This window comes from Kitasatospora albolonga (assembly GCF_039535905.1).
In the GTDB taxonomy this organism is placed as follows: Bacteria; Actinomycetota; Actinomycetes; order Streptomycetales; family Streptomycetaceae; genus Kitasatospora; species Kitasatospora albolonga.
On record NZ_BAAAYB010000017.1, the window covers coordinates 1 to 26,404 of the forward strand.

26 protein-coding genes and 2 pseudogenes are annotated in these 26,404 nt (G+C 74.6%); 14 read left to right on the forward strand and 14 right to left on the reverse strand.

Going from position 1 to position 26,404, the window contains the following annotated elements; genetic code table 11:
- Nucleotides 1–25 precede the first annotated feature (25 nt).
- The gene (locus ABD946_RS05050) at nucleotides 26–382 is read left to right on the forward strand and encodes a hypothetical protein (RefSeq protein ID WP_345280485.1); all 357 of its coding nucleotides are present in this window, start codon (nucleotides 26–28) and stop codon (nucleotides 380–382) included.
- A gap of 47 nt (nucleotides 383–429) precedes the next feature.
- Here ABD946_RS05050 and ABD946_RS05055 read toward each other — a convergent pair.
- From ABD946_RS05055 to ABD946_RS05075, 5 genes and pseudogenes are all read right to left on the reverse strand, one after another.
- Nucleotides 430–1,117, reverse strand: a pseudogene (locus ABD946_RS05055) (response regulator transcription factor).
- Nucleotides 1,114–2,346 carry a sensor histidine kinase gene (locus ABD946_RS05060; protein WP_345280487.1) on the reverse strand — a complete coding sequence of 411 codons (1,233 nt, stop codon included), beginning with the start codon at nucleotides 2,344–2,346 and terminating at the stop codon, nucleotides 1,114–1,116. Before ABD946_RS05060 ends, ABD946_RS05055 begins: the two are co-directional and overlap by 4 nt.
- Before the next feature lie 27 nt (nucleotides 2,347–2,373).
- Nucleotides 2,374–2,619, reverse strand: a complete 246-nt coding sequence (locus ABD946_RS05065) for a hypothetical protein (RefSeq protein WP_345280489.1) — start codon at nucleotides 2,617–2,619, stop codon at nucleotides 2,374–2,376.
- Nucleotides 2,620–2,638: 19 nt separating this feature from the next.
- Nucleotides 2,639–3,235, reverse strand: coding sequence for a CPBP family intramembrane glutamic endopeptidase (locus tag ABD946_RS05070; RefSeq protein ID WP_345280491.1), 597 nt, complete (start codon nucleotides 3,233–3,235; stop codon nucleotides 2,639–2,641).
- A 71-nt stretch (nucleotides 3,236–3,306) separates the two neighbouring features.
- Entirely contained in the window at nucleotides 3,307–4,179 is an 873-nt protein-coding gene (locus ABD946_RS05075; RefSeq protein ID WP_345280493.1) for a helix-turn-helix domain-containing protein, read from the reverse strand.
- 194 nt (nucleotides 4,180–4,373) lie between these two features.
- Here ABD946_RS05075 and ABD946_RS05080 point away from each other — a divergent pair, with 194 nt between their 5' ends.
- On the forward strand, nucleotides 4,374–4,919 hold the full coding sequence (locus ABD946_RS05080; protein ID WP_345280495.1) for a hypothetical protein: 546 nt from the start codon (nucleotides 4,374–4,376) through the stop codon (nucleotides 4,917–4,919).
- A 231-nt stretch (nucleotides 4,920–5,150) separates the two neighbouring features.
- Here the strand turns inward: ABD946_RS05080 and ABD946_RS05085 are convergent, their stop codons facing one another.
- The 5 genes from ABD946_RS05085 to ABD946_RS05105 form a co-directional block, all read right to left on the reverse strand.
- Nucleotides 5,151–5,369: a hypothetical protein gene (locus tag ABD946_RS05085; protein ID WP_345280497.1), complete on the reverse strand. Its 219-nt coding sequence runs from the start codon at nucleotides 5,367–5,369 to the stop codon at nucleotides 5,151–5,153.
- 55 nt (nucleotides 5,370–5,424) lie between these two features.
- Nucleotides 5,425–5,652, reverse strand: coding sequence for a hypothetical protein (locus ABD946_RS05090; RefSeq protein ID WP_345280499.1), 228 nt, complete (start codon nucleotides 5,650–5,652; stop codon nucleotides 5,425–5,427).
- Between the two features lie 166 nt (nucleotides 5,653–5,818).
- Nucleotides 5,819–6,820, reverse strand: coding sequence for a lytic transglycosylase domain-containing protein (locus tag ABD946_RS05095; RefSeq protein WP_345280501.1), 1,002 nt, complete (start codon nucleotides 6,818–6,820; stop codon nucleotides 5,819–5,821).
- 85 nt (nucleotides 6,821–6,905) lie between these two features.
- Complete coding sequence (locus tag ABD946_RS05100; protein WP_345280503.1) at nucleotides 6,906–7,244, reverse strand: UBP-type zinc finger domain-containing protein; 339 nt, start codon at nucleotides 7,242–7,244, stop codon at nucleotides 6,906–6,908.
- Between the two features lie 300 nt (nucleotides 7,245–7,544).
- On the reverse strand, nucleotides 7,545–8,804 hold the full coding sequence (locus tag ABD946_RS05105) for an alpha/beta hydrolase family protein (RefSeq protein WP_345280505.1): 1,260 nt from the start codon (nucleotides 8,802–8,804) through the stop codon (nucleotides 7,545–7,547).
- A gap of 263 nt (nucleotides 8,805–9,067) precedes the next feature.
- Between ABD946_RS05105 and ABD946_RS05110 the strand changes: the two genes are divergently transcribed.
- Both ABD946_RS05110 and ABD946_RS42435 read left to right on the forward strand, forming a co-directional pair.
- Nucleotides 9,068–10,255 carry a sensor histidine kinase gene (locus tag ABD946_RS05110; RefSeq protein ID WP_345280507.1) on the forward strand — a complete coding sequence of 396 codons (1,188 nt, stop codon included), beginning with the start codon at nucleotides 9,068–9,070 and terminating at the stop codon, nucleotides 10,253–10,255.
- A pseudogene (locus tag ABD946_RS42435) lies at nucleotides 10,252–10,921 on the forward strand (response regulator transcription factor). The gene ABD946_RS05110 and the pseudogene ABD946_RS42435 overlap by 4 nt, the downstream one beginning before the upstream one ends.
- Nucleotides 10,922–11,130: 209 nt before the next feature.
- Here ABD946_RS42435 and ABD946_RS05125 read toward each other — a convergent pair.
- Entirely contained in the window at nucleotides 11,131–11,973 is an 843-nt protein-coding gene (locus ABD946_RS05125) for an SAM-dependent methyltransferase (RefSeq protein WP_345280509.1), read from the reverse strand.
- A 196-nt stretch (nucleotides 11,974–12,169) separates the two neighbouring features.
- Here ABD946_RS05125 and ABD946_RS42440 point away from each other — a divergent pair, with 196 nt between their 5' ends.
- From ABD946_RS42440 to ABD946_RS05155, 7 genes are all read left to right on the forward strand, one after another.
- Complete coding sequence (locus ABD946_RS42440; protein ID WP_425558522.1) at nucleotides 12,170–12,430, forward strand: TetR family transcriptional regulator; 261 nt, start codon at nucleotides 12,170–12,172, stop codon at nucleotides 12,428–12,430.
- On the forward strand, nucleotides 12,354–12,770 hold the full coding sequence (locus ABD946_RS05130) for a hypothetical protein (protein ID WP_345280511.1): 417 nt from the start codon (nucleotides 12,354–12,356) through the stop codon (nucleotides 12,768–12,770). Before ABD946_RS42440 ends, ABD946_RS05130 begins: the two co-directional genes overlap by 77 nt.
- Before the next feature lie 138 nt (nucleotides 12,771–12,908).
- Nucleotides 12,909–13,916, forward strand: a complete 1,008-nt coding sequence (locus ABD946_RS05135) for an MFS transporter (protein ID WP_345280513.1) — start codon at nucleotides 12,909–12,911, stop codon at nucleotides 13,914–13,916.
- On the forward strand, nucleotides 13,846–14,163 hold the full coding sequence (locus tag ABD946_RS05140) for an MFS transporter (RefSeq protein WP_345280515.1): 318 nt from the start codon (nucleotides 13,846–13,848) through the stop codon (nucleotides 14,161–14,163). Before ABD946_RS05135 ends, ABD946_RS05140 begins: the two co-directional genes overlap by 71 nt.
- Nucleotides 14,160–15,626 (forward strand): pyridoxal phosphate-dependent decarboxylase family protein, encoded by a 1,467-nt coding sequence (locus ABD946_RS05145; protein ID WP_345280517.1) that lies wholly within the window; start codon nucleotides 14,160–14,162, stop codon nucleotides 15,624–15,626. The genes ABD946_RS05140 and ABD946_RS05145 overlap by 4 nt, the downstream gene beginning before the upstream one ends.
- A gap of 80 nt (nucleotides 15,627–15,706) precedes the next feature.
- The gene (locus tag ABD946_RS05150; RefSeq protein ID WP_345280519.1) at nucleotides 15,707–16,072 is read left to right on the forward strand and encodes a hypothetical protein; all 366 of its coding nucleotides are present in this window, start codon (nucleotides 15,707–15,709) and stop codon (nucleotides 16,070–16,072) included.
- Between the two features lie 365 nt (nucleotides 16,073–16,437).
- Nucleotides 16,438–16,887 carry a VanZ family protein gene (locus ABD946_RS05155; protein WP_345280521.1) on the forward strand — a complete coding sequence of 150 codons (450 nt, stop codon included), beginning with the start codon at nucleotides 16,438–16,440 and terminating at the stop codon, nucleotides 16,885–16,887.
- 157 nt (nucleotides 16,888–17,044) lie between these two features.
- Here ABD946_RS05155 and ABD946_RS05160 read toward each other — a convergent pair whose 3' ends face one another.
- Nucleotides 17,045–17,545, reverse strand: a complete 501-nt coding sequence (locus ABD946_RS05160) for a nucleotidyltransferase domain-containing protein (protein WP_345280523.1) — start codon at nucleotides 17,543–17,545, stop codon at nucleotides 17,045–17,047.
- 428 nt (nucleotides 17,546–17,973) lie between these two features.
- Between ABD946_RS05160 and ABD946_RS05165 the strand changes: the two genes are divergently transcribed.
- Nucleotides 17,974–19,248 (forward strand): ThuA domain-containing protein, encoded by a 1,275-nt coding sequence (locus ABD946_RS05165; RefSeq protein WP_345280525.1) that lies wholly within the window; start codon nucleotides 17,974–17,976, stop codon nucleotides 19,246–19,248.
- A 67-nt stretch (nucleotides 19,249–19,315) separates the two neighbouring features.
- On the opposite strand, the gene ABD946_RS05170 is transcribed toward ABD946_RS05165, so the two are convergent.
- Nucleotides 19,316–22,327, reverse strand: coding sequence for a helix-turn-helix transcriptional regulator (locus ABD946_RS05170; RefSeq protein WP_345280527.1), 3,012 nt, complete (start codon nucleotides 22,325–22,327; stop codon nucleotides 19,316–19,318).
- A gap of 290 nt (nucleotides 22,328–22,617) precedes the next feature.
- Between ABD946_RS05170 and ABD946_RS05175 the strand changes: the two genes are divergently transcribed.
- The gene (locus tag ABD946_RS05175) at nucleotides 22,618–23,421 is read left to right on the forward strand and encodes a DUF6426 family protein (RefSeq protein WP_345280529.1); all 804 of its coding nucleotides are present in this window, start codon (nucleotides 22,618–22,620) and stop codon (nucleotides 23,419–23,421) included.
- A gap of 130 nt (nucleotides 23,422–23,551) precedes the next feature.
- On the opposite strand, the gene ABD946_RS05180 is transcribed toward ABD946_RS05175, so the two are convergent.
- Entirely contained in the window at nucleotides 23,552–24,301 is a 750-nt protein-coding gene (locus ABD946_RS05180) for a phosphatase PAP2 family protein (protein ID WP_345280535.1), read from the reverse strand.
- Between the two features lie 815 nt (nucleotides 24,302–25,116).
- Between ABD946_RS05180 and ABD946_RS05185 the strand changes: the two genes are divergently transcribed.
- The gene (locus ABD946_RS05185; protein ID WP_345280531.1) at nucleotides 25,117–25,311 is read left to right on the forward strand and encodes a hypothetical protein; all 195 of its coding nucleotides are present in this window, start codon (nucleotides 25,117–25,119) and stop codon (nucleotides 25,309–25,311) included.
- Nucleotides 25,312–26,404 lie beyond the last annotated feature (1,093 nt).

Genomic DNA, 26,404 nt, shown 5'->3' on the forward strand with positions numbered 1-26,404 from the left:
CCCGTCAACCCTTGGGGCGAGCAGCATGAGCATCGAGAACGCGGCCTTCTTCAGCGGGCCGGTGAGCGGATCGGCGGTGGCCGTCGGCACCCGCAACACCGCGACGGCGACGGGGAACCGGGTCGGCGCGGACGTGGCCGAGCTGGTCGAGGCGCTGCGCGCCCTGCGGCCCCGGCTCGCACTCGATCCGGAGACGGCCGGCGACTTCGACCACGAGGTCGGCGTGCTGGAGCGCGCGGGTGACGACCCGTCCGCGGCCGGGCGGTCCTGGCGGTCGATCCGCCGGATGCTCCCCGCCACCCTGGCGGCCGGGAGCACCCCGGGGGTCCAGCAGGCGCTCGAAGGCGCGATCTCGCTCGGCACCACGCTGTTCGGCGGGTGAGCTCCCCGGGGACCTGGTGCGGTGGGGGCCGAGCGGCGGCGGGGCGGTCACGACGGGTGGGTGGCCAGTCCGGTGCGGTGGGCCAGGACGACGGCCTGGACCCGGTCGCGGAGGCCGAGCTTGGCCAGGATGCGCGAGACGTAGGTCTTGACGGTCTCCGGGGTGATGAAGAGCGCCGCCGCGATCTCGGCGTTCGACCGGCCGAGGGCGACCTGCTGGAACACCTCCAGCTCACGCGGGGTCAGGGCCTCGGCGACCGCGTCGCGTTCGGCGTTCGCGGGGCGGAGGTGTTCGGCGAAGTGGCCGATCAGGTGGCGGGTGACGGCGGGGGGCGATCAGGGCGTCGCCCGCGGCCACCGTCCTGACGCCGGCGACGAGTTCGGCCGTGGGGGAGTCCTTGAGCAGGAAGCCGCTCGCCCCGGCCTTGAGCGCCTGGTAGACGTACGCGTCGACGTTGAAGGTCGTGACGACCAGCACCTTCGGCGGCTCCTGGACGTCGGGGCCGGCCAGCTGCCGGGTGGCCTGGATGCCGTCCAACAGGGGCATGCGGATGTCCATGACCACCACGTCGGGGCGCTGCTCACGGGCGATCCGGACGGCCTCGTGTCCGTTCGCGGCCTCTCCGACGATCTCCATGTCGGGCTGTGCGGAGAAGATGGTGGCGTAGCCGGTCCGGACCAGTGCCTGGTCGTCGCAGACGAGGACGCGGATCGGCCGGGGCGGCGTGCCGTTCACGGAGCCTCCCCGGTCGGGGCCGGGAGCGGGATCGTGGCGCGGACCCTGAACCCGCCTTCGGGCCGCGGCCCGGCCTCCAGGCTGCCGTCGAGCAGCCGGACCCGGGTGCGCAGGCCGTCCAGGCCGCGGCCGCCCGAGCCCGTGCCGGGTGTCCGCCGGGCGGGTCCGCCCGGCGCTGTCTCGGTGGTGACCTCGACCTCGGTGTGCCGCTCGCCGTGCCGCAGCAGGACCCGGGTCGGCACGCCGGCCGCGTGCTTGACCGCGTTGGTGAGCGCCTCCTGGACCACCCGGTAGGCGGCCAGCTCCGACTCGGCGCTCCCGGGGCGGTGTTCGCCGTGCTCGGTGAACTCGACGGGTTGCCCGGTGCGGCGGGTCTGGTCGACGAGGTCGGCCAGCCGGCCGGGGGCGGGTGCGGGGCTCGTGGGCGCGACGTCCAGGGCGTCGGTCGCGCCGGTCGCTTCCAGTACGCCGAGCAGGTGCCGGAGGTCGGCGAGGGCACGGCGACCGGTGTCGCTGACGGCGGTCAGGGCCTCGCCGAGGCGCTCGGGGGCGGAGGCGGGCAGGTACTGGGCGGCGTCGGCCTGGATCACCATGGCGGTGACGTGGTGGGTCACCACGTCGTGCAACTCCCGGGCGATCCGGGCCCGTTCGTCGGCGGCCGCCACCTCGGCGGCGAGCGTCCGCCGTTCCGCCTCGCGGGCGCGTCGTCCACGCACCCCGCTCCCCAGCAGCCAGAAGGCGGCCAGGGCCGCGTAGAAGGCGAGGTAGTCCGCCGGCCCCTGCGGCGAGCCGAGGTGGTGGAGGACGGCGGCGAGGACGGCGTAGGCGGCGCTCGACGCGGCGGCCAGGTACGGGCGTCGACGGACCTGATGGGCGCCGGCGGAGTACAGGGCCAGGTACAGGCCGGTGCTCGCGAAAGTGGTGGGGAAGCCCAGCGCCTGGTGTGCGGCGAAGGCGCCCGCGATGACGGCCAGGGCACCCGCCGGCCGCCGGCGGCGGGCCGCCAGCGGCAGGGCCTGCGCCAGGACCAGGGCCAGGCTCAGCGCGTTCTCGGGCCGTGGCGGCAGGTCGCCGATCTGGGCGCCGATCCGGGACAGGTTCGGCGCCAGCGCGAGCAGGACCAGGGCCAGGGCCAGGGCGCCGTCCTGGGCGCGGGCGCCGCACGCCCGCCACCGCTCGCGGAGGCCCCGCAACAGCGGTGGCGTCCAGTGCCCCTGAGGGAGTGTCACGTCCGGTTCCTCCAAGTACGGCCGGCGTCAGCCGGCGGTCCGGGCCCGGGTCCTGGGCCGGGGCGCGATCCCGCCGGCCCGGCGGGCCCGGCGCAGCATCGGGGCGGCGAGGGCCGCGCCGAGGAGAACGGGCAGGATCGATGCCTCCAGGCCGAAACCGCCCCCGGTCAGCAGGGCGGGGCCGTGGACGTCGACGGTGAACAGGCCCTCCGGGGTGTGGCCGGAGACCGGGATGCCGAGCAGCTGTTCGGCTGCGTTCCAGGTGAAGTGCAACCCGGCGGCGAACCAGATGCTACGACGCCACAGGAACGCGGCCCCCAGCAGGACCCCCCGCCTCCACGGCGATCGCCACGGCGCTCCACGGGGTGGCCTCCTCGGCGCCGAGGTGGGCGACGCCGAAGAACAGCGCGGTGACCGCGATCGCGACCCGGCTGCCCCACAGCTCTTCCAGGGCCTGGAGCGCGAGACCGCGGAACAGCAACTCCTCGGTCACCGCGCCGCTGAGCTGGACGGCGAACGCCGTCCACAGGACCGGGGCGAGACCGTGGCCGGCCCAGGAGAAGGAGTAGCCGCCGAAGGCGGTGAGCAGGAGCACGGGGAGCAGGATGAACCCCAGCCCGATGGCGCCGCCGAACAGCAGCTCCCGGCCGGCTCCGCGCCGGGCGATCTCGGGGACGGGGCGTCCTGCGACCCGGCGCATCACCCACCGGTAGACGGCCAGCGCGGCGGCCGCGCCGAGCAGCGGCACCGGGCCGGGGCCGGCCGCGGTCGGGGCCGAGACCAGACCGACGCCGATCACGCCGGTCACCATCCAGCCGAGTGGTGAGCGCACCAGCCGGCCGAACCGGCCGGAGGGGGCGTCGAGTTGGGTGGCGGGCTTCGTGTCCATGGGGTCTCCCGTCGTGCTCACCCGGGCGGGCGGGCCGGGAACCACGGTAGGAATCCGCCGACCGCGACGGATCACCCGCGGACGGACACCGCGGGTAGCTCTCCCGGGGGATGCGCGCGCGGTGCCGCGAGTGCCAGTTCCCGGCGCACGATCGAGGGCACCCGTCCGATGTGGCGTTTGACCGTCCGGGTGAGGTGGGCGTGGTCGGAGAACCCCAACTCGGCGGCGAGGGCGCCGAGGTCGTCGACGCCCCGGGCGAGCAGGTCGAGGGCGCGGCGGAGTCGTAACTCGTTGCGGTAGACGGTGACGGGTCGTCCGGTGACGCGGCGGAACACCCGGCTGAGGTGGCCCGGGGACGTGGCCAGCGCCCGCGCCAGGTCGTCGAGGCCCGCGGTGGGCCTTACGGTGAGGAACTCCTGAGCGTCCATCACCAACGAGCGGTGGTGCGCCCAGGAGGCCGGCCGAGACCGGTCGGGTCGGCAGGTCCGGCCCGGCAGGGTCTCCAGCAGCAGGAGGAGGCCCTCCGCCACCGCGAACGCGTCCGCGCCCCGGGCGGCATCGGCGACCAGCCTGCGATGCCGGTAGTCGAAGGCGGTGTCCGGCCGCAGCACCCAGCCCTGAGCGGGGGAGACCGAGCCCAGGTACTCGTCGTACGCCTGCGGCGTCAGCCGGGTGACGGTGGTCTCGACCTCCCCCGCTCCGGTGAACCGCTCCTCGGTGCCCCGGCGGCTGACATAGCCGGTCGTCGCGTCCAGGTACTCCTCCAGGCCTGCCGCGGCACGCCGCCGGCGCCCGCTCCGGTAGAGGCACACGGCGTCGGTCTCCTCGACACCGACCGGCGACCACCGACCGGCCGGCCACCCCCAAGGCTGCCGCACGTCCCACATGGCGATGCCGTCCACCTCGGCGACCAGGACGCGACGGACCGCCGGGCTCAGCTCCACTGCGCCGGGACGAGCGCTCGGCGTCGCCGCACCGCCAGGGACCCCGGGCCGAAGCCGAACCGGGCATGAATGTTCAAGCCGTCGTGGTGTGCCCGCTCGGATGATTGCGGAGCCGGCAGACGCCGGCCCGACGGGATCCCGGGCGGTCGGAATCGGCACAACTCTCGTTCTCCTCTGGGGAAAGGAACAGATCGATGGCACTCAGGACAGTGGCCGGCGCGGTCGTCGCCACGGCCTTCGCGATCGGAACGGCCGTCGTGGTCGCGCCGCCGGCGGCGGCTTCGACCACCCACTGCACCGGCTTCTCCACCCGCACGCTCCAGTCGGGCGAGCTCAGCCCCAACACCTCGCCCTACGTCCCGACGACGGTGACCGGCGGGAGCCCCGCGTGCCGCCTCGACTACGGCGACGGCGTCACGAAGAACGTCAGCGGGAGCAACAACAACTGGGGCGTGGTGGGTCTGCAGCGCACTCTCAACCACTGCTACCAGGAGCACTTCGCGGACTACTCCAACCTCCAGGCGGCGTACGGGTTCTCGCCGCTGCTGGAGGACGGGAAGTTCGGCGCCAACACCAGGAACGCGCTGACCAGGGTGCAGTCCTACATCCACGACTACCTCGGCACGACGTCGGTGCCCAAGGACGGCGTGTACGACGACTCGACCCGGGTCGACCTGCTGTTCTGGAACGGCGGCACGGTGAACGGCGAGCACTGGCTGTCGTGCGACTTCCTCGCCTGACGGCTGCGGCATGAACCTGGGCACCTCTCGGACGATGGGCAGTGGTGAGCGGCGCGCCAATCAGAGCATCTGCTGTGAACCGCGTCAACAGTGAACTCGTCCGTGAGGTGCGTCATGTGCATCAACCGTGGGTGTGCTGACGCCCTTCCTGGAGAAACGGCCGCGCCCCGTCACCCGCGGAAGGATCCGCGGGTGACGGGGCGCGGTGGAGCCGGCGCCGGGCCGGGGGTGTCAGGCGCGCCAGGGGGCGGTGGGCGTCTGGCCGCTGCACGGCCAGACGCAGGCCACGTCGCCGGGCATGTAGAGGCCGCGGTCGTCCTCGTAGTTGTCGCCGCCGGAGAAGTAGACCTCCGGGACCCAGCCCCACTTGCCGTTGTCGGCGAGGGTGCTGGCCCACCAGTTGTTCACCGCACCGCCGAGGTTGACGGTGGCGCCCTGCTTCTCGAACACGAACCAGTTCGAGGAGCCGCCGTAGACCAGGTAGCCGACGACGCCGCTGTTCAGGTCACGGGTCGCGTAGACCGGGACGTTGCCCGCGCCACAGCGGGCAGTAGGTGACGGTCTCGGTGGAGGTGTGGCCGTTGTAGGGGTTGGTGAGGTTGCGCTGGGTCGGGCTGTGGCAGGGGCTGCCGTCGTAGGCGGCGGCGCCGGGCGCGGAGACCAGGACGGCGGCCAGGGCGGCCAGGCCGGTGACGGCGGCCGTGAGGCCCTTGCGGATGCGGGTCGTGGACACGGGTGTGGTTCCCCCTCGATCGTGGTTCGGCGGCACCGGACGGACCCGGTGCCGGGCACCACACAACCGCATCGCGGGCCGTGTTTCCGCCGGTCAGCGGCCCATCGAACAATCATCGGACAATCCCCGGACAATCCCTTCGACCCTGCTCGCGGACCGCGACCGGTCAGTGCGCGAACGGGGCGCACGCCCGTGGGTACGAGCTCGCGCCCGCCGCGTACGGCAGGCACGCGCCCCGCTCCGGCGCGTACGCCAGCAGGTGGCCCCGGACCACGTCGGTGTACGGGCGCAGCCGCTCGGGCACCCCGTTGCTCTGCTGCACCACCCAGCTCGCGGTCCGGTACGCGGCCGCCAGGTTCATCACCGGATCGCCCGGGACCCCCTCCAGCTGCGGCGCGAGCGTGCAGAGCATCCGCCCCAGCGCCATGATCGACGTCCGCTCGTCGAACGGCGGCACCGGCACCCGGCGCTGCTGGTCCTCCGGCAGGTAGTAGCGCAGCACCCGGGGCGTCCAACGGGCGATGCCGTACTCGTCGTTGGCCGGGTCGTGCAGGTGCGGATCGAAGCCGCTCTCGGTCTTGAGGATCGCCGCGACCAGGGCCGGCGTGACCTGCGGCGCGGCGCAGAGCGTCCCGGCCCGCACGATCAGCCCCCGGTAGCGCTCGGGCACGTCGGTGCCCAGCCGCAGCCAGCGGCGGTGGTCGGTGGTGTCGGAGTCGGGCGACTGCGAGGCGGCGCAGGTCAGGAGCAACACCGCGGCCGCGCCCAGCGCCCCGAGACGGCGCAGCAGTGTGGAGATCCGGCGTCCGGTGCGGTCCCCGTCTCCGTCTCCGTCTCCGCACTCGGTTTCGGTCGGGGTCGGTTCGGCCGGGGTCACGGCTGACGCCCCGTCGGGTTCGTCCGCCGCCGCCGTCGCCAGGGCGAGCCGCCGCCGTTCCCACGCCTCGACGTCACCGCCGCAGGCGCCGACGTACGCGGCCAGCACCGCGCTGCTCGGCGCCTTCCGCCCGGCTGCGGCGGCGGCCAGGGTCGAGGCTGCGTAGTGGGTGAGCCGGGCCAGCTCCTGGTAGGAGGGCGAGCCGGCGGCGCGGCGCAGTTCCCTCAGGTCGACGGCGAACCGGGACAGCGGCCCCCCGCCCGGATCCAACGGGGCCTCTCGGCGTCCCATGTCGTACGTCCCCCTAGAACGATCACCGCTTGAACGGGGACCGATTGTCGGATGAACGTCAACGAATTGTCCATTTGACCGGCCGTCAGGCCGGGCGGAGGAAGAGCTCGTCGGTGTAGCACCACGCCCACTGCTCGCCGGGCTCGACGGACCGGGCGATGTGGTGACCGTGCTCGGCGTGCGCGTGCCGGAAGGCGTGCCGACCGGGGGAGCTGTCGCAGCAGCCGATGTGCCCGCAGTGCAGGCAGGCGCGGAGGTGGACCCAGGTGGTGCCGTTCCGCAGGCAGTCCTCGCAGGCCGGGGCGGTGTCCGCCGGCACCTCGGCCGGGGCCGCCGGGGCCGCCAGGTCGTCCAGGTGGTCGCAGGTCCGCTGGACGACCAGGCCGGGGTCCGGCGCCACGCGCCACCGCTGTTCCGTGCTCATGCCGGCCACGCTACCTCCACGGGGTCGACCGGGGCGTGGCGTAGAGGGCCTCTCCGGCCCGGCCGCCGGCCTGACGGCCCGCTCGATGCGGGCCAGGTCGGAAACCGCAACCAGCGGCAGTCCGCACCGGCCTGGGCGGCGCGTGATGGTGCGTCAGCCATGGGCCGCGATGGTGCCCGGCTCGGCCGCCCGGGCGGCCCGGTACTCGCGGACGTCGCGACGACGGCAGGGGCGGTGTCCACCTGGTGCCGGCGGCGGTCGTCGCCGTGGTGGCCGAGCCGTGCCGGCGGGTGGGTCGGTTCAGCTCAGCACTTCCAGCTCCGGCCAGTTGTCGCCGGGCCGGTCGAGGAAGCCGGTGGGCCGCCCCGTCAGGTACCGCGCGAAGAAGGCGGTGACGGCGGTGCGCTGGGCGGCCAGGGAGCGCCACGGGTCGATGGTGCCGATGAGTCCGGCGGCGTCCGGGACCGGGAGGCGGCGGACGAGCTGGGGAAGGAGGACCTGGAGGTCGGTGTACGAGCCGTGGGCGGCGTCGCGCAGCCGCAGGGCGTGCCGGGGGCCGGTGGAGGCCGCCCAGCAGGAGGCCCAGCTCGGTTCGGTGCGCAGGGACTTCGTGCCGGAGGCCATCAGCAGGAAGGGCTTGGTGAGCCCACTGTCGGCGACGGGTGCGAGGAGGTTGCCGTCGAGGTCGGCCGCCGCGCGGACGCGGGGGTCGTCGTGGGCGAGTTGGGCGGCGACGGAGCCGCCGAGGGACTGCCCGAGCACGCCGGTCCTGGCGGGGTCGGCGGCTTCGGCGAGCCCGTCCGGGAGCGGGTGGGTGCCGGTGCCGGCGCGGTCCGGGCGGGCCAGCCGGTCGAGCACGCCGAGGACGAAGCGGGCGTCGGCCAGGCGGGCCCGGGAGTGCCCGGCGAGGAGGGCGGCGATCACCTCCGGAGTGAGGTCGTCGGGGAGCGGGAGGGCGCGTTCGACCCGGCCGCCGGGGAACTCGACCTGCTCGGCCTCGTACGTGGAGTCGAGGGCGACGACGAGGTGGCCGTGGCTCGCCAGCTCCTCGACCAGGGTGGTGCCGAGAGCGCGCGAGCCGCCGTCGCCGGAGGAGAACAGCACCACGGGCAACCGGCCGGCGCGGCGGGCGACCGGGGCGCCCGTGCGGGCGTGGGTCCTGATCCCCCGCCAGTCGGCGGCGCCGACGGGGACACCGAGGGCCGGTGCGGAGTGCGCGTCCCAGTCGGCCGCCGCGGCCGGGGCGAGCCAGGGGGCCGTCGGATGCCCGGCACCGGGTCGGGCCGGGTACCAGAGGCCGGCCATGAGTTCCCGGTAGGGCTTGGAGGGGACGAAGGGATCGGGGCGGCTGTCGTCGACCAGGTGCAGCGCGACGGTGCCCACGGGCCAGGGCCCGGTGGGCGCGGGCAGACGCAGAGGGACGGGGGTGCCGGGGGCCGGCTCGGAGCCGGGTCCCCTGCCGGGGGCGGCGGGGCGGCTTCCCGCGGCGGGGGCGGCGGCCACGGTGGCGAGCGCTGCGGCGCCGAGCGTGCCGAGCAGGGCACGGCGGGTGGGGGACATGGGCGAGCTCCTCGGGCGGTGCTGATACGGGGTCACCACCAGGGTTGCGCCGGCCGGGGGAGCGGGGCGCCGTGACGGGGGACGATTCCGCGGGTGCGCTCGGGGCGCCCCGGGGCTCCTCCGCTCCTGCGCGCGGAGGAGGCCCGGGTGTTCCGGGGTGTCCCCCGGTTTCCGCCGGTGGGCGGAGGCCTCGGCGTGCGCGGGGCCCTACGGTGGGGCTCCGGCGAGGAACGCCGGACGACGGGGACGCGAGGACGGACACGATGGCCGAGACCGGCGCGGTACGGACGGGCCTGCCGGGCACCCTCGCCCGGCTGCCGGGGCGGGTGCCGCCCGTGGTGGCGGACGCCGGGCTCGCGGCGGCCCTGTTCCTGGTGACGCTCGGGCCGGGGCGGGTGGCGGGCGGTACGGGCTTCGCGTTGCAGACCGCTCTGGTGCTGCCGCTGGTGTGGCGCAGGCGGGCACCCCGGGCCGCGTTCGGGGCGATCGCAGCCGCGGCGCTCGCGCAGTGGCTGATGGGTGTTCAGCTCCCGGCCGACGCGGCGTTGCTGGTCGCCCTCGGGACGGTGACCGCGCGGGCGCCGTCCCGCTCGGCCTGGGCCGCAGGCGTGGTGGCGGTGGCCGGGGCGGTGCTGGCGGCGGCGCGCTGGGCGCCCGAGGGTCGCGTCCTCGCCTCGGCCGCCGCGATGACGGCGGCGGTTGCCGCGAGTGCGTTGCTCGGGGCCAACGCCCGGATCCGGCGGGCCGCGCGGGCCGAGCGGCTGGCGCAGCTGGAACGCGACCGCGACGAGCGGGAGCACTGGGCGGTGGAGGAGGAACGTGCCAGGATCGCGCGGGAGTTGCACGACAGCGTGACGCACGGCCTGTCGGTGGTGGTGGCGCTGGCCGACGCGCTCGGGCACGCGCGGCCCGCCGAAACCCACGCCGTGACGGCCCGGATCGCGGAGACCGGGCGGCAGGCGCTCACCGACATCCGGCGGGCACTGGACCTGCTCCAGGACGCCGCCCCCGGCGCGGGGCGCGGGGACGACCGGCGGTCGCCACCGGGGATCGGGCAGCTCGCGGCCCTGTGCGAACGCACCGGCGCGGCAGGCCTGGTGGCCCGGTTGCGGGTGGACGGCGACGCCGCCGCGGTGCCGGCCACGGCGCAGCTGACGGTGCACCGGATCGTCCAGGAGTCGCTGGCGAACACACTGCGCCACGCGCCGCAGGGGACCCGCGCCGAGGTGCGGGTGAGCTGCGCGCCGGGGACGGTCACGGTCGAGGTCACCGACGACGGGAAGGCCGGAGCGGCGAGGGGAGCCGGCCGGCCGGGACCGGCCGGCTCCGGGCGAGGACTCGTGGGGATGCGGGAGCGCGCCGCGGCCTTCGGCGGGGTGCTGCGGGCGGGCCCGCTGCCGGGCGGCGGCTGGCAGGTCTCCGTCCGGCTGGAGCACGGGGGCGCGCCGTGAGCGTCCGGGTGCTGCTGGTGGACGACGAGGAGCTGCTCCGGCTGGCGTTCGGCATGATCCTGCGCGCCGAACCGGACATGGAGCCGGTCGGGGAGGCGGCCGACGGGCAGGCCGCGGTGGAGCTGGCGCGGCGGCTGCGGCCGGACGTGGTGCTGATGGACGTGCGGATGCCGGGCACCGACGGCATCGAGGCGACCCGGCAGCTGCTGCGCGAGGTGCCCGGGACGCGGGTGCTGGTGCTCACGACCTTCGACCTGGACGCGTACGCCTTCGACGCGCTGCGGGCCGGGGCGTCCGGCTTCCTGCTGAAGAACAGCCGGCCGCAGGAGTTGCTGGGGGCGATCCGCGACGTCGCCCGGGGGGACGCCGTGGTGTCCCCCCGGGTGACGCGGCGGCTGCTGGACCGCTTCGCACACCGGCTCCCCGTCGCCGGGCACGACGACGGGGGCCGGCCGGAGCGGCCTGCGCGTACTGACCACGCGCGAGCGGGAGGTCCTGCTGGGCGTCGCCCGTGGCCTGACCAACACGGAACTCGCCGCCGCCCTCGGTCTCGCCGAGCCCACGGTGAAGAAGCACCTCGGCCGGGTCATGGCCAAGCTGGACCTGCGGGACCGGGTACAGGCGGTGATCTTCGCGTACGAGTGCGGGCTGGTCGGACCGGGGTAGGCCCGGACGGCCGCCCCGTCGGGGCCGGCGGCCCTGCCGAACAGGGTGAACCGCCGCGCCTCAGCTGCCGATGACGGCGACGACGAGCCCGATGATCAGCAGCGTGGTGCTCGGGGACTTGTGGAATGCCTCGACCGTTCGCGGGCCCCCGGTCGGGGCTCTCCCTCCGGTGCGGCCCGGTCTCGTTCCCCGGGCGCCGTGCGGGTGGGTCAGCGCTTGCGGGCGATGCCGGACCAGTAGTAGGCGGCGCCGGGGTCGGCGGGCTCTGCGCCCTCGGGGCGCCAGCCCATGACGGGGACGACGCCCGGCTCGACGAGTTCCCAGTCGGCGAAGAACCGCGCGACCTGGTCGCGGGTCCGCGGCACCAGGGTCATCTCGCCCCTGGCCGCGGCCTTCACGATCGAGGCCATGGCAGCGGGGTCGAAGTCCAGCCCGGGGTGGGTGATGGCGACGTAGCTGCCGGGGGCCAGGGCGTCCATCAGCACGCGGGCCTTGGCCCAGGGGTCGTCCGCGTCGGCGACCAGCATGAGGACGGCGACCAGGGTCAGGCCCACGGGCTGGTCGAGGTCGAGGGTGCTGGTGAGGACGGGGTCGGCGAGGATCTTCTCCGGCTCCATCAGGTCGGCGTGGATGTAGGCGGTGCGGCCGGAGCCGCTGCTGTCCATCAGCGCACGTGCGTGGGCGAGCACGATCGGGTCGTTGTCGACGTAGACGACCCGGCTGTCGGGGGCCGTGGCCTGGGCGACCTCGTGGGTGTTGCCCTCGGTGGGGATGCCGGTGCCGATGTCGAGGAACTGGCGGATGCCCGCCTCACCCGCCAGGTAGCGCACCGCGCGGCCGAGGAACCTGCGGTTCTCCCGGGCCATGACCTTGATGCTGGGGATGGCCTGCTCGAAGGCCTCGCCGAGAGCGCGGTCCGGCGGGAAGTTCGTCTTGCCGCCGAGCCAGTAGTCGTACATCCGCGCCGAGTGCGGGACATCGATGCGCAGGTCCACCCGCTCGATCGCCGGACCCTCCAGCCCGCGCTTCATCCACTCGATGTCGTCCGGCATCTCATCCACTCCTGTTCGACCCATGCTTCGACCCCTGACGGGTTGTCAGGAGCGCATCCTAGTGGGCGCTTTCGAACAGCGGACACGGTGGTGGCGAAGTGGTGGCCGGCGCTCGCCCCGGACCGGGCCCCGAGCGGGCGGCTTCCTCTCCATCAAACGATTGATTGATGGCCCCGGTGCCCGTACGCTCACGGCCATGTCCCAGCACCGGAGTACGGCTGACACCAGCCGAGAGCGCATCATCGCGGCGGCGACCACGCTGTTCGCGGAGCACGGCTACGACGGCACCGCGACGCGGACCATCGCAGCGGCGGCCGGGTTGAACATCGCGACGGTGGGCCTACCACGTCGGCAACAAGGCGGACCTGTACCGCGAAGTGATGCGGCTGGCGCACGAGGCGGAGCAGTCGGCCGTCGCGGACGCGCTGGCGGCGTTCGCGCGGGACGTGGCGGCTGACCCGGCCGCGGCCGCGGCGGCGTTCGCCGACCGGTACCTGGACTTCTGCCTGGAGCAACCGCACGTCCCGGCGCTGTGGATGCGGCGCTGGCTGGCGGACGCGGCCGAGTTCGCCGAACTGGAGGAGCTCTACGCCCGACCGCTGCTGGAGTCGGTGCGCGACGCCCTGACGGCGGCGCTGCCCGGGCTGGAGGAGGACCGGGCGGAGCTGACGGTGTGGACGGTGCTGTGGACCACGCACGGCTTCTGCCGGTCGGTGATCCGCCCGCAGGTGCCGCGCTTCCGGGCCCACCTGCGGGCCCTGGTGGTCAGGGAACTGGATCTGGGAGGGACACCGTGAGCGGCCCCGGGCCCATGAGCGGCCCCGGGTCCGGCCCCGGGTCCGGCCTCGGGCGCCGGGAGCTCGCGGCGTACGCGCTCGGGTCGGTGGGCACGGGCGTCTACTCGACGGTGCCGGGGACTGCTGCTGCTCTACTTCATGACGGACGCGCTGGGCGTGCCGGCCGCGGTGGCGGGCCTGGTGGTCGCGCTGCCGAAGGTCTGGGACGCGGTGCTCAACCCGATGGTGGGAGCGGCCAGCGACCGCGAGGCACTGCGCACCGGCCGCCGGACGCGGATCCTGGCGGCGGGCACGGCGGCCCTGCCGGTGGCCTTCGCGGCGATGTTCCTGACGCCGATGACCGGCGCGGGCGCGGCGGCCTGGGTCGCGGTCGCCTTCGTGCTGGCGTCGAGCGCGTTCTCGCTGTTCCAGGTGCCGTACGTGGCGCTGCCGGCCGAGATGTCGGACCGGCCCGAGGTGCGGACCAGGATCATGGTCTGGCGGATCGTCTGCCTGACCGTCGGCATCCTGGTCGCGGGCGGGCTGGCCCCGGCGGTGGTCTCCCTGGCCGGCGGCGGCCGGGCCGGGTACGCGGTGATGGGCCTGGTGGTGGCGGCGCTGCTGCTGGTGACGCTGCTGGTGCCGACCCTGGGCGCACGCCGGGTGGTGTCCCGGCCCGGCCCCGAACCGCTGGGCCTGACGGGCGCGCTGCGCACCGCCAGGGGCAACCGGGCGTTCTTCGCGCTGCTCCTCGCCTTCGTGCTGCAGGCCGCCGCAGTGGCGATCATGCTGGCGGCCGCGCCGTACGCGGCCACCTACTGGCTCGGCGGGTACCGGCTGACCTCGGTGCTGTTCGTCTGCCTGGTGGCGCCCAGCGCGGTGGCGGTCCCGCTGTGGGGGAGGGCCGCCGCCCGCTGGGGGCGGCTGCGGTGCCTGACCGCGGCGACGGCGCTGTTCGTGGCGGCCGCCGCGGCGCTGTGGCCGGCCGCCGGCCGTGGTGGAGCGCAGGTCGGCGCGGTGCTGGCGCTGTGCGCGGTGCTGGGGGGTGGCGTACGCCGCCCTGCAGGTGCTGCCGCTGTCGCTGCTGCCGGACACCGTGCACGCGGATGCGGCCAGGACCGGGCGGCTGCAGTCCGGCGCGTTCACCGGACTGTGGACCGCCGGTGAGACGGCGGGCCTGGCCGCCGGGCCGGGCCTGTTCTCGCTCGCCCTGGCCGCCGCCGGCTTCGTCGCCTCCACCACCGACCATCCGGTGGCGCAGACCGACACCGCGCGGGCCGGTGTCCTGCTCGGCTTCAGCCTCGTCCCGGCAGTCCTGATGCTGCTCTCCCTCCCCGCGCTGCGCGCCTACGGCCGGCGCCGCTCCACCGTCACCACACCCCTGTCGACCCCCGAAACGGAGCACGTCGCATGACCGCCACCCACCCCGGCCTGCCGCAGAGCGGCCGTCCCACCGAGGACCTGCTCGCCGAGCTGCGCGCGCTGACCGCCGCCGACCTGCCCACCCGGGGCGGGAAGACCACCGCGTACACCTACGACGCGGGCCGGCCCGAGGTCCGGGAGGCCGCGGCGCAGGCGTACCTGGCGATGCTGGAGGTCAACGGCCTGGACCCGACCGCCTTTCCGAGCATCGTGGCGCTGGAGCGGCAGGTGGTCGGCGCGACCGCGTCCCGGCTCGGCGGGGACGACACCACCCCGGGCATCTTCACCAGCGGCGGCACCGAGTCGATCATCCTGGCGGTGAAGGCGGCGCGGGACTCCCGGCCGGACGTCACCGAGCCCGAGATCGTGGTCCCCGCGACCGCGCACGCCGCCTTCCACAAGGCGGGCCGCTACCTGCGGGTCAAGGTGACGGTGGTGCCGGTCGACCCGACGACCTTCCGGGCGGTGCCGGAGGCGATGGCCGCCGCGTGCACCGACCGGACGGTGCTGGTGGTCGCCTCGGCGCCCTCGTACGCGCACGGCGTGGTCGACCCGGTGGGCCGGATCGCCGCCGACGCCGCCGGGCGCGGCATACCGTGCCACGTGGACGCGTGCGTGGGCGGCTGGCTGCTGCCCTGGCTCGCCGAGGCGGGCGCCGCGGTGCCGGCCTTCGACCTCTCGGTGCCCGGGGTGACCTCGCTCTCCTGCGACCTGCACAAGTTCGGCTACGCGCCGAAGGGTGCCTCGGTGGTGCTGTTCCGGGACCAGCCGATGCGGCTGGCCGCGTACTACGCCTGTGCCCAGTGGCCCGGGTACCCGGTGGTCAACTCGACGGTGCAGAGCAGCAAGGGAGCCGGTCCGCTCGCCGGTGCCTGGGCCACCCTGCAGGCCCTCGGGGCGGACGGCTACCGGGAGTTGGGGCGCGCCGCGCTGGCCGCCACCCGGCGGCTGGTGGCCGGGGTCACGGAGATCGAGGGCCTGCGGGTGCTCGGCGAGCCGGAGGCGACGCTGGTCGCCATCGGCGCCGACCCGGACGCCCCGCTGGACCTGTGGGAGCTGGCGGACGAGTCCCGGGCACGCGGGTACTTCCTGCAGCCGCAGCTGAGCGTGGACGGGCTGCCGGCCAGCCTGCACCTGACCCTCACCGGGGTCAGCGAGCAGGGGGTCGACGGGCTGCTGGAGGCGCTGCGCGAGAGTGCGGCGGCGGTGCGCGGACGGGGGCCGGTGGAGGCACCGCACGACCTCGTGGCGCTGCTCGACCAGCTGGACTTCGCGGAGCTCGACGACGCGACCTTCGCGGCGCTGCTCCCGGCCGCCGGCCTCGACCTGTCCGGCGACGGCGCCGCCCGGATGGCGGGCGTCAACCGGCTGCTGGACGCGCTCGCGCCGGTCCGGCGCGACCAACTGACGACCCGTTTCCTGTCCGCGCTCTACAGCCCGCACCTGGGCGGCTGACGGCTCCGCGCGGGTGGGCGGCTCGCCGTCCGCCCGCCGCCGGCACGCGTCCGACGGCGGCCGGGTCGCTCGCCGCGACCGTGGACGACCCGATCGGGTTTCGCGCGGCGCCGAGCGGTCACACGCACGTCATGGGCAACTACGTGATCACTGTTCCGGGAACGGTTCCGCACCCGCTGGAAGGAGCGGCGCGCAGCCGGCTGCTGGCCGTCGTGCGCGGCGCCGACCCGAGCGAGGTCGGCGAAGCGGTACCCGAGCTCGACGTCCTGACCCTGGACGAGTCCGAAGGGACGTTCGTGCTACGGCTGGAGGTCGAGGCCGACGACCGCGCCGCCGCGGGCACGGCGGCGACGGACCTGGCGGAGCGTGCCTTCGCCGCCGCGGGCTACCCACCGGGCACGGTGAGCATCGGTGCTCCGGTGGTCACCGGCATCGACGTCGGCTGAGGGTGTCCGCGGCTCTGGCGTGAGTGCGCGCCGTGCGGGTAGGCGATGGCCCTCAGCGGTGTGCGGCAGGAGAGGGGAATCGAACCGATGGCGGTCAGAGGGGTAGGCAGGGGCAGACGGCGGCTGGCGGGCAGGGGTGTCGACACGGGTGAGGAGACGACGGCCGGCCACGCGCGGGACGCGGCGGATCACGGCACGGCGCGGCGAGTCGTCGCGGACGGGGAGAGCGCGGATCGGGAAGGCCGGGCACCGGGGCCGCGGGCGTCGGTGGGGCGGCGGTCGCGGCCCGGTGGCTCGTCCTCGTCGCCGCCTTCCTGGCTTCCGTCGCCTTCGCCGCGGCGCTGGCCCGCGTCACCTTGATTCCCGTGCCCGGGGCGGTCGGCCAGGTGCACAGCAACCTTCGGCCGGGCGACTCGCTGCGCCACTACCTGCTGCACGCCACCACGCTCGACGCAGCCCGGCAGGTGGGCGGGAACGTCCTGCTGGGCGCACCGTTCGGGCTGCTCCTGCCGGTGCTCTGGCCGAAGGCCCGCGGTCTGTTCCGCGTCCTGCTGCGCACGGCGGCGTTGATGCTGCTGGTCGAACTGGTCCAAGGAGCGCTCATCACCGGCCGCGCCTTCGACGTCGACGACATCATCCTGAACACGGCCGGTGCCGTCCTCGGCTACCTCCTGCTGGGACGCAGACTCGTCCGGGTCGTCCGGCGCGGCCGGACACCGGACGCCCCGGCTCCGCGACAGCCGGGTCGGCTCGTCCCTCGCAGGCAACCGGCCCGTGCCGCCGCCGAACCGGGCGCGGAGCCGGGGCTGGGCTAGGGCGGCACCGTCACGTGCGGCGGCGGGCCTCCAGCTGAGGGGGGCGAAGGTGTGGGCCTCCTCCGGCCGGAGGCCCCGCCGGTCGGTCCGCGACCCGGGTCCCACGGTGGGTCTCCACTTCGCTCGGGGCGCGGGCATCAGCGCTGTCGACGGTCCGTCAGGCGCGGCCGGTGCCTGGAGGCGGGTCGTCGGTCAGGGTGTGGAGGAGGGCGATGTCGTGGTGGTCGACCTCGCGGAGGGTGTAGCCGGTGCGGAAGGTCAGTTGCCGGGCGGCTGAGAGGCAGGGGATCGTGCGGCCTCGGAGGGTGCCGGTGGCGAAGGCCTCACGGGGGTAGTGGAAGTAGCCGTCGTGGAGGTCGGACTGGCGGCCTGCGCCGGTGGTGTCGAAGTGGACCGGGTGGAGGTCGACCCAGCGCCGGCCGGGGGCGGCGAGCTCGACCCGGGCGGGGCGTTGGTCGGTCTCGATCCGGTAGCCGTGGGCGGCCAGTGCCGTGATGGCGGCGGCCTCGCGGGTGGCGTCGAGGGCGAGGTCGAGGTCGCGGTGCTCGCGGGTCTGACGGCCCACCAGGACGTCGACGCCCCAGCCGCCGGCGACCCAGCACGGGGCCTCGGCGGAGTGCAGGGCGTCGAGCACGTCGAAGAGGTCATTGATGTTCATCGCCGCCATCCGAACCGAGATGCGGCCTGCACGCAAGCGAGTTGTGGCAGGGCGGTGGCTCGCGCGATCCGTGGCGGGGTGATGCGGCGGTGCGGCACCCGGGCTGTGGGGTCACCTCCCGAACGCGGGCAGCCGTCGTCGGTCCACCCCCAGGGTGGTGTCGAGCACCCGTGACACCGTGCGGGACCGGTTCCGGTGCGGAGGTTCCGAGTGAACCGGCCCACGATCCAGCCGTCAAGACTTCACGCCGGACCTGATGAATCGTCAGAGAGTCGGCAGGTGACGCCATTTGAGCGTTCAAGAGCCGAACGACCGACGTCTTGACGTGATTGGTTCAGACCTCTAGGTTCCCGGCTCAGGCAAGCACCAAGGCGCACCCCCACTGGCGCCACCACCTCCCGGCCGGCCCCCACCGAAGGAGCAGACCCATGCCGCGCCACACCGTTCCCCGGAGGCTCCCCCACGTCCTCCTGGCCCTGCTCGCCCTCCTGATCGGCCTCCTCGTCCCCGCCGCCCAGCGGGCCCGAGCCGTGCCGCTCGCACCGGACTTCAAGGTCCTCGCGCTCTACAACGGCACCTGGGACGCCGCCCACATCGACTTCGTCAAGGAAGCCAACGACTGGTTCCCCAAGGCCGCGGCGGCCAACAACTTCAGCTACACCGCCAGCACCAACTGGGACCTGCTCGCCAACGGCGGCGTCGACGCGTACAGCGTCGTCCTCTTCCTCGACGACGCCCCCCAGAGCGCGGCCCAACGCGCCGGCTTCGAGCGCTACGTGCGGGGCGGCGGTGCCTGGCTCGGCTTCCACGTCTCCGCGTTCACCACCAACGCCTCCGCCTGGGACTGGTACTACAACCAGTTCCTCGGCAGCGGCAACTTCCGGTCCAACACCTGGGGACCCACCACCGCCGTCCTGCGCACCGAGAACCCCGCGCACCCGGCCGCGGCCTCCCTGCCCGCGACCTGGACCTCCGCGGTGAGCGAGTGGTACGCCTGGTCGAACAACCTGCGGGCGAACCCGAACATCAAGGTCCTGGCCTCCGTCGACGCCTCCGGCTTCCCGCTGGGCACCGACCCCGACCAGTCCTGGTACAGCGGGGACTACCCCATCGTGTGGACCAACACCCAGTACCGGATGCTGTACGCCAACTTCGGCCACAACGCGATGAACTACGCCACCAACACCCGCACTTCGTCCACCTTCGCCTCCGCCACCCAGAACCGCCTGCTGCTCGACGCCCTCAAGTGGCTCGGAAAGGCCCCCGTCGCCACCGACCCCTGGAACAGCCTGGCCTCCCGGGCCAACGGCCTGTGCGTGGACGCCCGGGCCGCCGCGACCGCCAACGGCACCGCGGTCCAGCAGTACACCTGCAACTCCACCACCGCCCAGCACTTCCGCCTCACCGCCACCGACAGCGGCTACGTGCGGCTGGCCGCACGCAACAACCCCGACCAGGTCGTCGACGTCACCGGCGTCTCCACCGCCGACAACGCCCCGCTGCAACTGTGGACCTACGGCGGCGGCGCCAACCAGCAGTGGCGCCCGGTCACCGAAGCCGGTGGCGGTCAGCACTTCGTCGCCCGGCACAGCGGCAAGTGCCTCACCGTCGCCACCACCGCCGCGACCAACTCCGTCCAGCTCGTCCAGCGCACCTGCGACGACTCCGCCGCCCAGAGCTTCCGCCTCACCGCCCAGCCCTGACCGGCGGCCTCTCGGGGCCGGGCCGGGGCGGGTACACCACCGCTCCGGCCCGGCTGGTGCGCGCCGCTCAGCGGAACTCCGGCTCGGCCCCTGCCGGTTGGAGACCGGCGCCTGGAGCCGGGCCGAGGACCCGGGCCAGCGCGGTGCGCGAGGAGACGCCCAACTTGCGGTAGGCGTTGCCCAGATGGGACTCGACGGTGCGATGGCTGAGGAAGAGGCGCTCGGCGATCTGACGGGAGCGCAGTCCGGCGGCCGCCAAGTCGGCGACCTCGCGTTCGCGATCGCTGAGCGGGGAGCGGACGGTCGGGGGCCCGGGGGCGGCCGCCGGGTGCGGGCCGGGGACCGCGGTGAGGTGGGCACGTAGGCGTCCGGCCTTCTCCAGGACCAGGGCCGCCCCGCAGGGCCGGGCGAGTGCCTCGGCCCGCTCCACCAGACCCAGTGCGGCGGCCGGGCCACGCACGGCAGCCGTCACGGGCGCCGCGGCGATCAGGGTCCAGGCGTACTGCACGGGCAGCCCACCGGTGCGGAATCCCTCCGCGGCGCGCTCGAACAGCTCCAGGGAGCGGGTGTGCTCCCCGCGTGCCGAGCAGAGCTGGGCGGCGGCCCGGTGCACACAGGCCCACTGCAGCGGCAGGCCGAGCCGCTCGGCGTCCGCCTCCGCGTCGGCGAGCAGCTGCCCGGCGTGCTCCGCGTCGCCGTCGGCCAGAGCGGCGAGCGCCATCAGGGCGAGCAGCGAGGGCCGGAAGGCCGGCTGCACGTCCGGCAGGCCGGCGCCGCCACCGCCGTCCAGCAGCGTCCGCAGGCAGCCGGCGGCGTCCCCGCCGAGCAGTTGGGCATGGGCCAGCAGGCTGATCGCCGAGGTGGCCCACCAGCCCCGGCCCAGCGCGACGGTGTCCACCGCCCGCGCCGCGAGCGCGACCGCCTCGCCGGCGTGCTCCTGCCCCCGGGACCAGACCAGGGTCATGGCGCGCATCGCGGTCGCCAGCGTCACCACGTCCGGCGCGCCGACCGCCCGGGCCAGCTCCTCCGCCTCGGCGGCCCGCCGCTGCGCCGCGCCGAGCCGGCCCGCCCACTGGTCGATCATGGTCAGACCCAGCAACTGGTGGGCGCGGATGTGCTTCTGGGCCCCGCCGGTCGCGGCGTCCAGGCCCCGCAGGAGGTGGCGCCGGGCGTCCGGGAAGCGTTCGAGGTACAGCTCCGCGCAGCCGAGCAGGGTGAGGGTGTCCGGCGTGTGGCCGGCGACCCCGTCCGGCAGCGCGTCCACCAGCGCGGCGCAGCGCGCCACTTCGGCCGCTCCCCGCGCGGTGTCGCCGGAGAAGACGTCGCAGAACGCGATCAGCACGCGCAGGGCCGTCGACGCGGCGGGCCCGGCCTCGGTCCGCGAGCGGGCGGCCTCCCGCAGCAGCGGGCGGATCCGGTCGTGGGTGCCGCGCAGGACGTGCACCAGCCCGTACTCGTAGACCAGTTCGGTGGCCTCGACCGACAGCACGGCGGGCAGTGGCCGGGGCAGCAGGGCCATCCCGGTGCGGGCGATGGCCTCCGCTTCCTGGTAGCGGCAGAGCAGGCGTTCGGCGGCGGCGCAGAGCGCGTACGCGCGGGGCAGGAGCCGGGAGGGCAGCCCCGGACCCGGGGTGCGGTCGGGTGGGGTGGGTGGTTCGTGGTCCGTCTCGGGGTCCGGTGCGGCGGCCGGTGCGGAGGGTCGGTGGCCGCTCTCGGTGAGGAGGTGGTGGGCGAGGGCGCGTGCCTCGGTCAGGCGTCCGGCGGCGATCAGGGCCCGGCCGTGCGCGAGTTCCCATGCGGCGCGCTCCGACAGCTCCTGCTCGATGCCGGGGGCGGGCAGCGCGTCCAGGGCGAGGCGGAGCCAGCGGGCCGCGAGCTCGGGGGCCCGGGTGAGGGCCTCGGCGGCTCCTTCGGCGAGGAGGCGGGCCGCCGCGGGTCCGTCGGTGTGTGCCAGGTACTCGGCGTACCGGGCCCGTTCGAGGGCCGGGGCGCCGCGCTCGACGGCGATCCGCAGGGCCTGCCGGTGGGCGTCCAGCAGCTGGGGCAGCTCGCAGGAGGCGTGCACCACCCGGCCGACGGCCGGATGACGGAACGTCAGTTCCCGTCCCTGGTCGGCCGGGCGGACCAGGTCGGCGCGGAGCAGCTCGGCGCAGGCCGCGAGACCCTCCCGGGCATCGAGCCCGGCGATCCGGGCCGCGTCGGTCGGCCGGAACGTCCGGCCCAGGACGGAGGCGGCCCGCGCGGTGGCCCGGGCCGGTCCGCTCAGCCCGCCGACCTCGGCGAGCAGTGCCGCCGCCTCGCGCGGCAGGGCGTCCTCGTCGTGGCCCGCGCGGTCCGGCCACAGGGCGGGGTCGAAACGGGCCGCGACCAGCAGGCGCAGGTACCCGGGGAGCCCCCTCGACGCGGCGTGCAGGGCCGTCACGGTGTCGCTGCCGCTCCCGCTCGCGGCCCCGTACCGGTCGCCGAGCAGCGCTGCCACTGCCGGCCGGTCGAGAGGGCAGGCCTCCACTCGGAAGACCGTGTCGGTCCGCACGCCGAGGTCGAGTGCCTCCACCAGGGCCGGTGGGCTCTGCCGGGGCCGGTGCACCAGGACCAGTACGAAGGCGGCGCCGGTGGTGCCGGGCGCGACCGGTGCCGGGGGAGTGGTGCGGACGGATGCCGACGGTGCGGATGCCGGGGCCGCCGCGACCGAAGCCGCACGGGCCAGCCGGAGGACCAGTTCCACCGAGGCCGGATCGGCCAGGTGCAGGTCGTCGACCACCAACAGCCCTCCGGAGGCGCGCTGTTGGAGCAGTTCGCACCAGGCGTCGAGGTCGACGGTTCCGGAGGCCACGGCCGGCCCGACCATGTCGCGGAAGACCTGGTGGTCGCCCTCGCCCGAGCGGGTCGCCCGTGCCCAGAGCACCGGAATCCCGCGTCGTGCCGCCTGGTCGGCCAGCTCGCAGGCCAACTGGGTCTTGCCCGCGCCCGGTTCGCCGGTGATCTCGACCACGGCCCCCCGGCCGCGCTCCAGACCCTCCAGGGCGGCCACCATCTGCCTTAACTCGGCTTGCCTGCCGACGGTCTGACGGCCCGTCATCGACAACGCCACGACGAACACCCGTCCTCTCCGCGGCCACCGGCCGCTCCGGGCCGCCGCTCTCCCGGAGCGCCGCCTCCCCCTGCTCGATTCGTGCCCAACGTAGTGCGCGGCACTGACGGCGGGCCGGTGCGCCGTCCGTCCGTCTGCCCGGCCGTCTCGCCGGTCCAGGCTCCGTATCCGCTTGCGTAGTTCTACGGCTGCCCGGGACGGGACCGCCGGGAAGACTGCCGTGTCGTCGGGCCGAGACCCGGTCCGACGATCCGTTCACCCCCGACTTGGGAGAGACCGTGAAGTTGCGATCCATGGCGACGGCGGCCGTACTCGGCGCCGTCGTCCTCACCGCGGTGCCCGCCGTGGCCATCCCCACGGCCGCGTACGCCTGTGACGGTTCCGTGCTGTGCCAGGACGAGGACCCGTACGACGACGGAAACGGCGGCGGCGGCGGGTCGGGCGGCGGTGGTGGTGGGGGCGGCGGCGAGTGGGGTGACCCCGGCGGCGACGCCGGCGGCGGGTCGGGCGGCGACTCGAGCGACCCGGGGGACGGCGGGGGCGGCGCGCCGGACGCCGGCGGGGCGGTGACGGAGGTCCCGGACGGCTCGATCGGCCAGCCGATCGACGCGACCCTGCCCCAGGTCGTGGTCACCGGGTACGCCAACCTCCCGGTCACCCCGGCGGGCCCGGGCATTCCCGTGGCGTCGCCGAGCAGCGGTTCCGGCCCGCTGTTCACCCTGTACCGGCAGGGCCGGGTGTGGGACGTCCGGGCGAGCAACTGCTACCGCAACCAGTCCGGTTCCGTCGAGGCCAAGTACAGCCGGGGGGTGACCTACACCGTCACCACCGAGACCAGCGCCAACATCTCCGGGACGGCACTCGAGACGATCACCGCCGCGCTGAACACCAAGCTCAACACCGCCGTCACCGAGACCTACAACGAGGAGTTCACGCTCAAGCCGGGCGCGTCCTGGGCCGTGTACGTCGAGTACCAGACCAGCGTCTACGCGATCACCACGCACGACTTCTGGGGCAACTACTCGACCGAGTACGTCAACGTCACCCGGCCCACCGGCGTCGTGAGCGGCCGGGCCTGCTAGCGCCCGGCGTGGGTGGGGGATCGCGGCCCTGAGGGGTCGTCACCCCGGGTGGGAGCGGATCGCGCGAGAATAACGGGCGCGGTCCGTTCCCACCGCGTCGGCGCGGGGGCCGTCGTCGAGGCGGAACCGGTCACGGTGTCCTCCCACCGGCTTCGGGCGGGCCGTGCCGGGCGAGTTCGGGTTCCAGGCCGTCGGCGAGCGGCGGGGGCACCGCCCGGCCGGTGTCGCGGCGCCAGCCGTCGAAGGCCCAGGCGGTCGCCGCGACCAGGGCCAGGCCGAGCAGCCAGCCGCCGAGCACGTCGCTGACCCAGTGCACGCCCAGGGCGATCCGGGTGAACCCCACCCCGACGACGCTGACCACCGCCGCCGTCCGGGCGGCCCGGAGCGCGCGTCGGCCGAGGACCGGGGTGAGGACCAGCAGCAGAACCGCGCAGCAGGTCGCGGCGGTCATCGCGTGGCCGGAGGGGAACGAGAAGCCCGGGGCGTGAGCCACCGGGTCGGGCAGCGCGGGGCGGGCCCGGGCGACGGCGGCCTTGACGGCCCAGCCGATCAGTCCGGAGGCGGTGACGGTGGCGGCGGCCCAGACGGCGAGCCGCCAGGCACGGCGGTGCAGCAGCCAGCCGACGGCGACCGCGACCAGCAGACGGAGCGTCAGCGGATCCCACACGCCCTCGCTGAGCACGCGCAGCGCGGTGCGGGCGGCGGGGTGGTCGCGCACGGCGGTGTGCAGACGCTCGGCGGCGGCCGCATCGAGGCGGTGCAGCGGTGGCCAGTTGGCCTCGATCAGCACCAGCAGCAGCGCGGTGGGCACCGCCGCGACGCCGAACGCGGCGACGGCGGCGAACAGGCGCTCGCCGAGCCGCAGGTCCGCGCTGTGCAGGTCCGCGCTGCGGAGGGGAAACGGAGGGCGAGCGGTATATCAGCATCGTGAAGCGATCTGCTCCTCTAACTCCAATGCACCGACGGATTGTTGCTAGGATAAATACTAGAGAGATCAAGCTCACGTGTGATCATCGCGCCCCCCGTGTCGCGCTGCCGCACGGCGGGAGGCCTGGGCATCAGTGCGCGGACCTGCGCCGGAGCGAGCGCCTCTTCGCCGCCGTCGCCGCGTTCGCGTCGCGGACGGTGCCCACCGCGCTATGCTGCTCGGTTCTGAACACGAGCCAACTGGCCACCACTGCACCTCCTCCCGATGCGGCCCAAGCCGCCGAGCGTCTGCACACCCCCCGTGCGCGACCACCCCGCCGCCCGCCACACCGCCGCACTGCGCGTGCTCAGCGATGCGTGTGGGATCCCGCTGACGCTCCGTCGCTGGTCCGCGGTGCCACGCTGGGGGGGGGTGGGGGGGGGGGGGGGGCTGGAGCGGGTCCGCTGGCTGCTATGCACCGCCGCTGCCCTGGCGGCCTCGCCCGTCTAGGGCCGCCAGCCACCGTCACCGCTCTCCGTGAATGATCGCGCTGGGCTCGCCAAAAAAAGGCCGCCAGTCGCCCGGGCCCCCGCCCCGCGCTGCCACGACCCGTGCTACACGCCCGTGCTTCTCGTTCCCCTACGGCCACAGCGATGACCGCCCGCTGACCTGCTCGCGCGGTCTCTGCTCGGTCCTCCACCCCCGTCCTCGGCCGACGCGCGCTCACGGGCCGCCGGACTGCGGCGGTGGCAGCGTCTCGGGGTGGGAGTTCACCGGATCGCCTGGGCGTGCAATGGCGCAGCGACGGCTCGGCGGCCTGGCTGATCGGCCTGGCCCTGGTCGCGGCGACCGCCTGGGACCTTCGACGCTGGCGCCGCGACACCGGCCGGGCGGATGCCCCCACGCAGCTCGCCGACGCCTGGAACCCGAACATCGCCCGGCACGGCCGCCGCTGTAGAAGCCTGGAGGAAAGACACCCGTGACTCGGGTTCCGGCCTCGACGACCGCGCTCCCGAGCATCGGGCGAACCCCAAGACTGCAGCCGCCAACGGGCCAAATCCCGTCGGCCTGACGGCGGTGAGGAACGCTGATCGGCGGCGCCTCGTTATTCTCGCGGCGATGCCGCTCCCCGTGGTACCCGGGCGTGACGACGCGCTACAGGCCGCAGATCCCCCACCGCACCTCCGGGCGCTAGCTAGGGCCCGGGCGCGCTCTACGACGCGCGGTGGCCGTGGTGACTGCTTGACGTACTCGGTCGAGATACAACAACATAAAAGAAAAAAAATGTAGTTAGTAAGAGTAATAAAAAAAAAAAATAGCAATAAGAACAAAGAATATATGAAAAACAGCGTTGCCCTCGCAGGAAGTACGGGCCGTGCGGGGGAGCGGCCGACGCGATGTGATCGACGTAAAAAAACGACGCTGGTCTGGACCAGACGTACACGGCCCTAGGCACGCCCTCGGGCTCTCTGTACGGGCGTGAACTCCTTGGGAGGCGGCCGTTTGTAGTCTGCGGGTAGTCGGTAGGGGGGGCGGGCTGTTTGTGAGCTTGGCGTGTTCCAGGCGGCGTCGGTGATTCGTCCGAGTGCCGTCCGCGGATACTCGTGGGCGGCTGATCTCGGTGCTGACGTGTAGGTCACCCCCCTGGCTGTACTTGGCCTCGACGGAACCGGACTGGTTGCGGTTCAGTTGCTCGCCCGGACGTCCCACACCCGGCCCTGCCGGTACGGGTGAAGCTAGGCGGGCCGGAACCGCTGCTCGGCGACTGCCCACGGGAATGTCTCCGGCCGCGCCGGGGTGACGCGGGAGGGTTGGGCGTATCCGCGTGATGCCGCTGCGGAGCCTGGGGCTTAGGTTCGGGTGCGATCGAGCTCGGCCGAATGCGGAGTCGCGTCGCGGACCCCTCAAAAAAAACCACCAGTTCACCCTCCGGTCCGTTCACCGCCCCTCGCCGGCTCCGGCGCGCCGCCCCCGCGTTCGCACGTCCCCCCGCTGGCGTCGCTCTGAGTCGGGCCCTGCCCGACGGCGGTGCGCGGCGCGACGGCGTGCGGGTCCGCCGGGGTCACCCTCACTCCT

Coding starts and splice junctions, on each gene's coding strand:
- ABD946_RS05135 (WP_345280513.1), top strand. CDS start 12,909: ATGACGGACGCGCTGGGCGTGCCGGCCGCGGTGGCGGGCCTGGTGGTC.
- ABD946_RS05110 (WP_345280507.1), top strand. CDS start 9,068: ATGGCCGAGACCGGCGCGGTACGGACGGGCCTGCCGGGCACCCTCGCC.
- ABD946_RS05145 (WP_345280517.1), top strand. CDS start 14,160: ATGACCGCCACCCACCCCGGCCTGCCGCAGAGCGGCCGTCCCACCGAG.
- ABD946_RS42440 (WP_425558522.1), top strand. CDS start 12,170: ATGTCCCAGCACCGGAGTACGGCTGACACCAGCCGAGAGCGCATCATC.
- ABD946_RS05050 (WP_345280485.1), top strand. CDS start 26: ATGAGCATCGAGAACGCGGCCTTCTTCAGCGGGCCGGTGAGCGGATCG.
- ABD946_RS05105 (WP_345280505.1), bottom strand. CDS start 8,804: ATGTCCCCCACCCGCCGTGCCCTGCTCGGCACGCTCGGCGCCGCAGCG.
- ABD946_RS05080 (WP_345280495.1), top strand. CDS start 4,374: ATGGCACTCAGGACAGTGGCCGGCGCGGTCGTCGCCACGGCCTTCGCG.
- ABD946_RS05160 (WP_345280523.1), bottom strand. CDS start 17,545: ATGAACATCAATGACCTCTTCGACGTGCTCGACGCCCTGCACTCCGCC.
- ABD946_RS05130 (WP_345280511.1), top strand. CDS start 12,354: ATGCGGCTGGCGCACGAGGCGGAGCAGTCGGCCGTCGCGGACGCGCTG.
- ABD946_RS05095 (WP_345280501.1), bottom strand. CDS start 6,820: ATGGGACGCCGAGAGGCCCCGTTGGATCCGGGCGGGGGGCCGCTGTCC.
- ABD946_RS05170 (WP_345280527.1), bottom strand. CDS start 22,327: ATGACGGGCCGTCAGACCGTCGGCAGGCAAGCCGAGTTAAGGCAGATG.
- ABD946_RS05070 (WP_345280491.1), bottom strand. CDS start 3,235: ATGGACACGAAGCCCGCCACCCAACTCGACGCCCCCTCCGGCCGGTTC.
- ABD946_RS05125 (WP_345280509.1), bottom strand. CDS start 11,973: ATGCCGGACGACATCGAGTGGATGAAGCGCGGGCTGGAGGGTCCGGCG.
- ABD946_RS05165 (WP_345280525.1), top strand. CDS start 17,974: ATGCCGCGCCACACCGTTCCCCGGAGGCTCCCCCACGTCCTCCTGGCC.
- ABD946_RS05100 (WP_345280503.1), bottom strand. CDS start 7,244: ATGAGCACGGAACAGCGGTGGCGCGTGGCGCCGGACCCCGGCCTGGTC.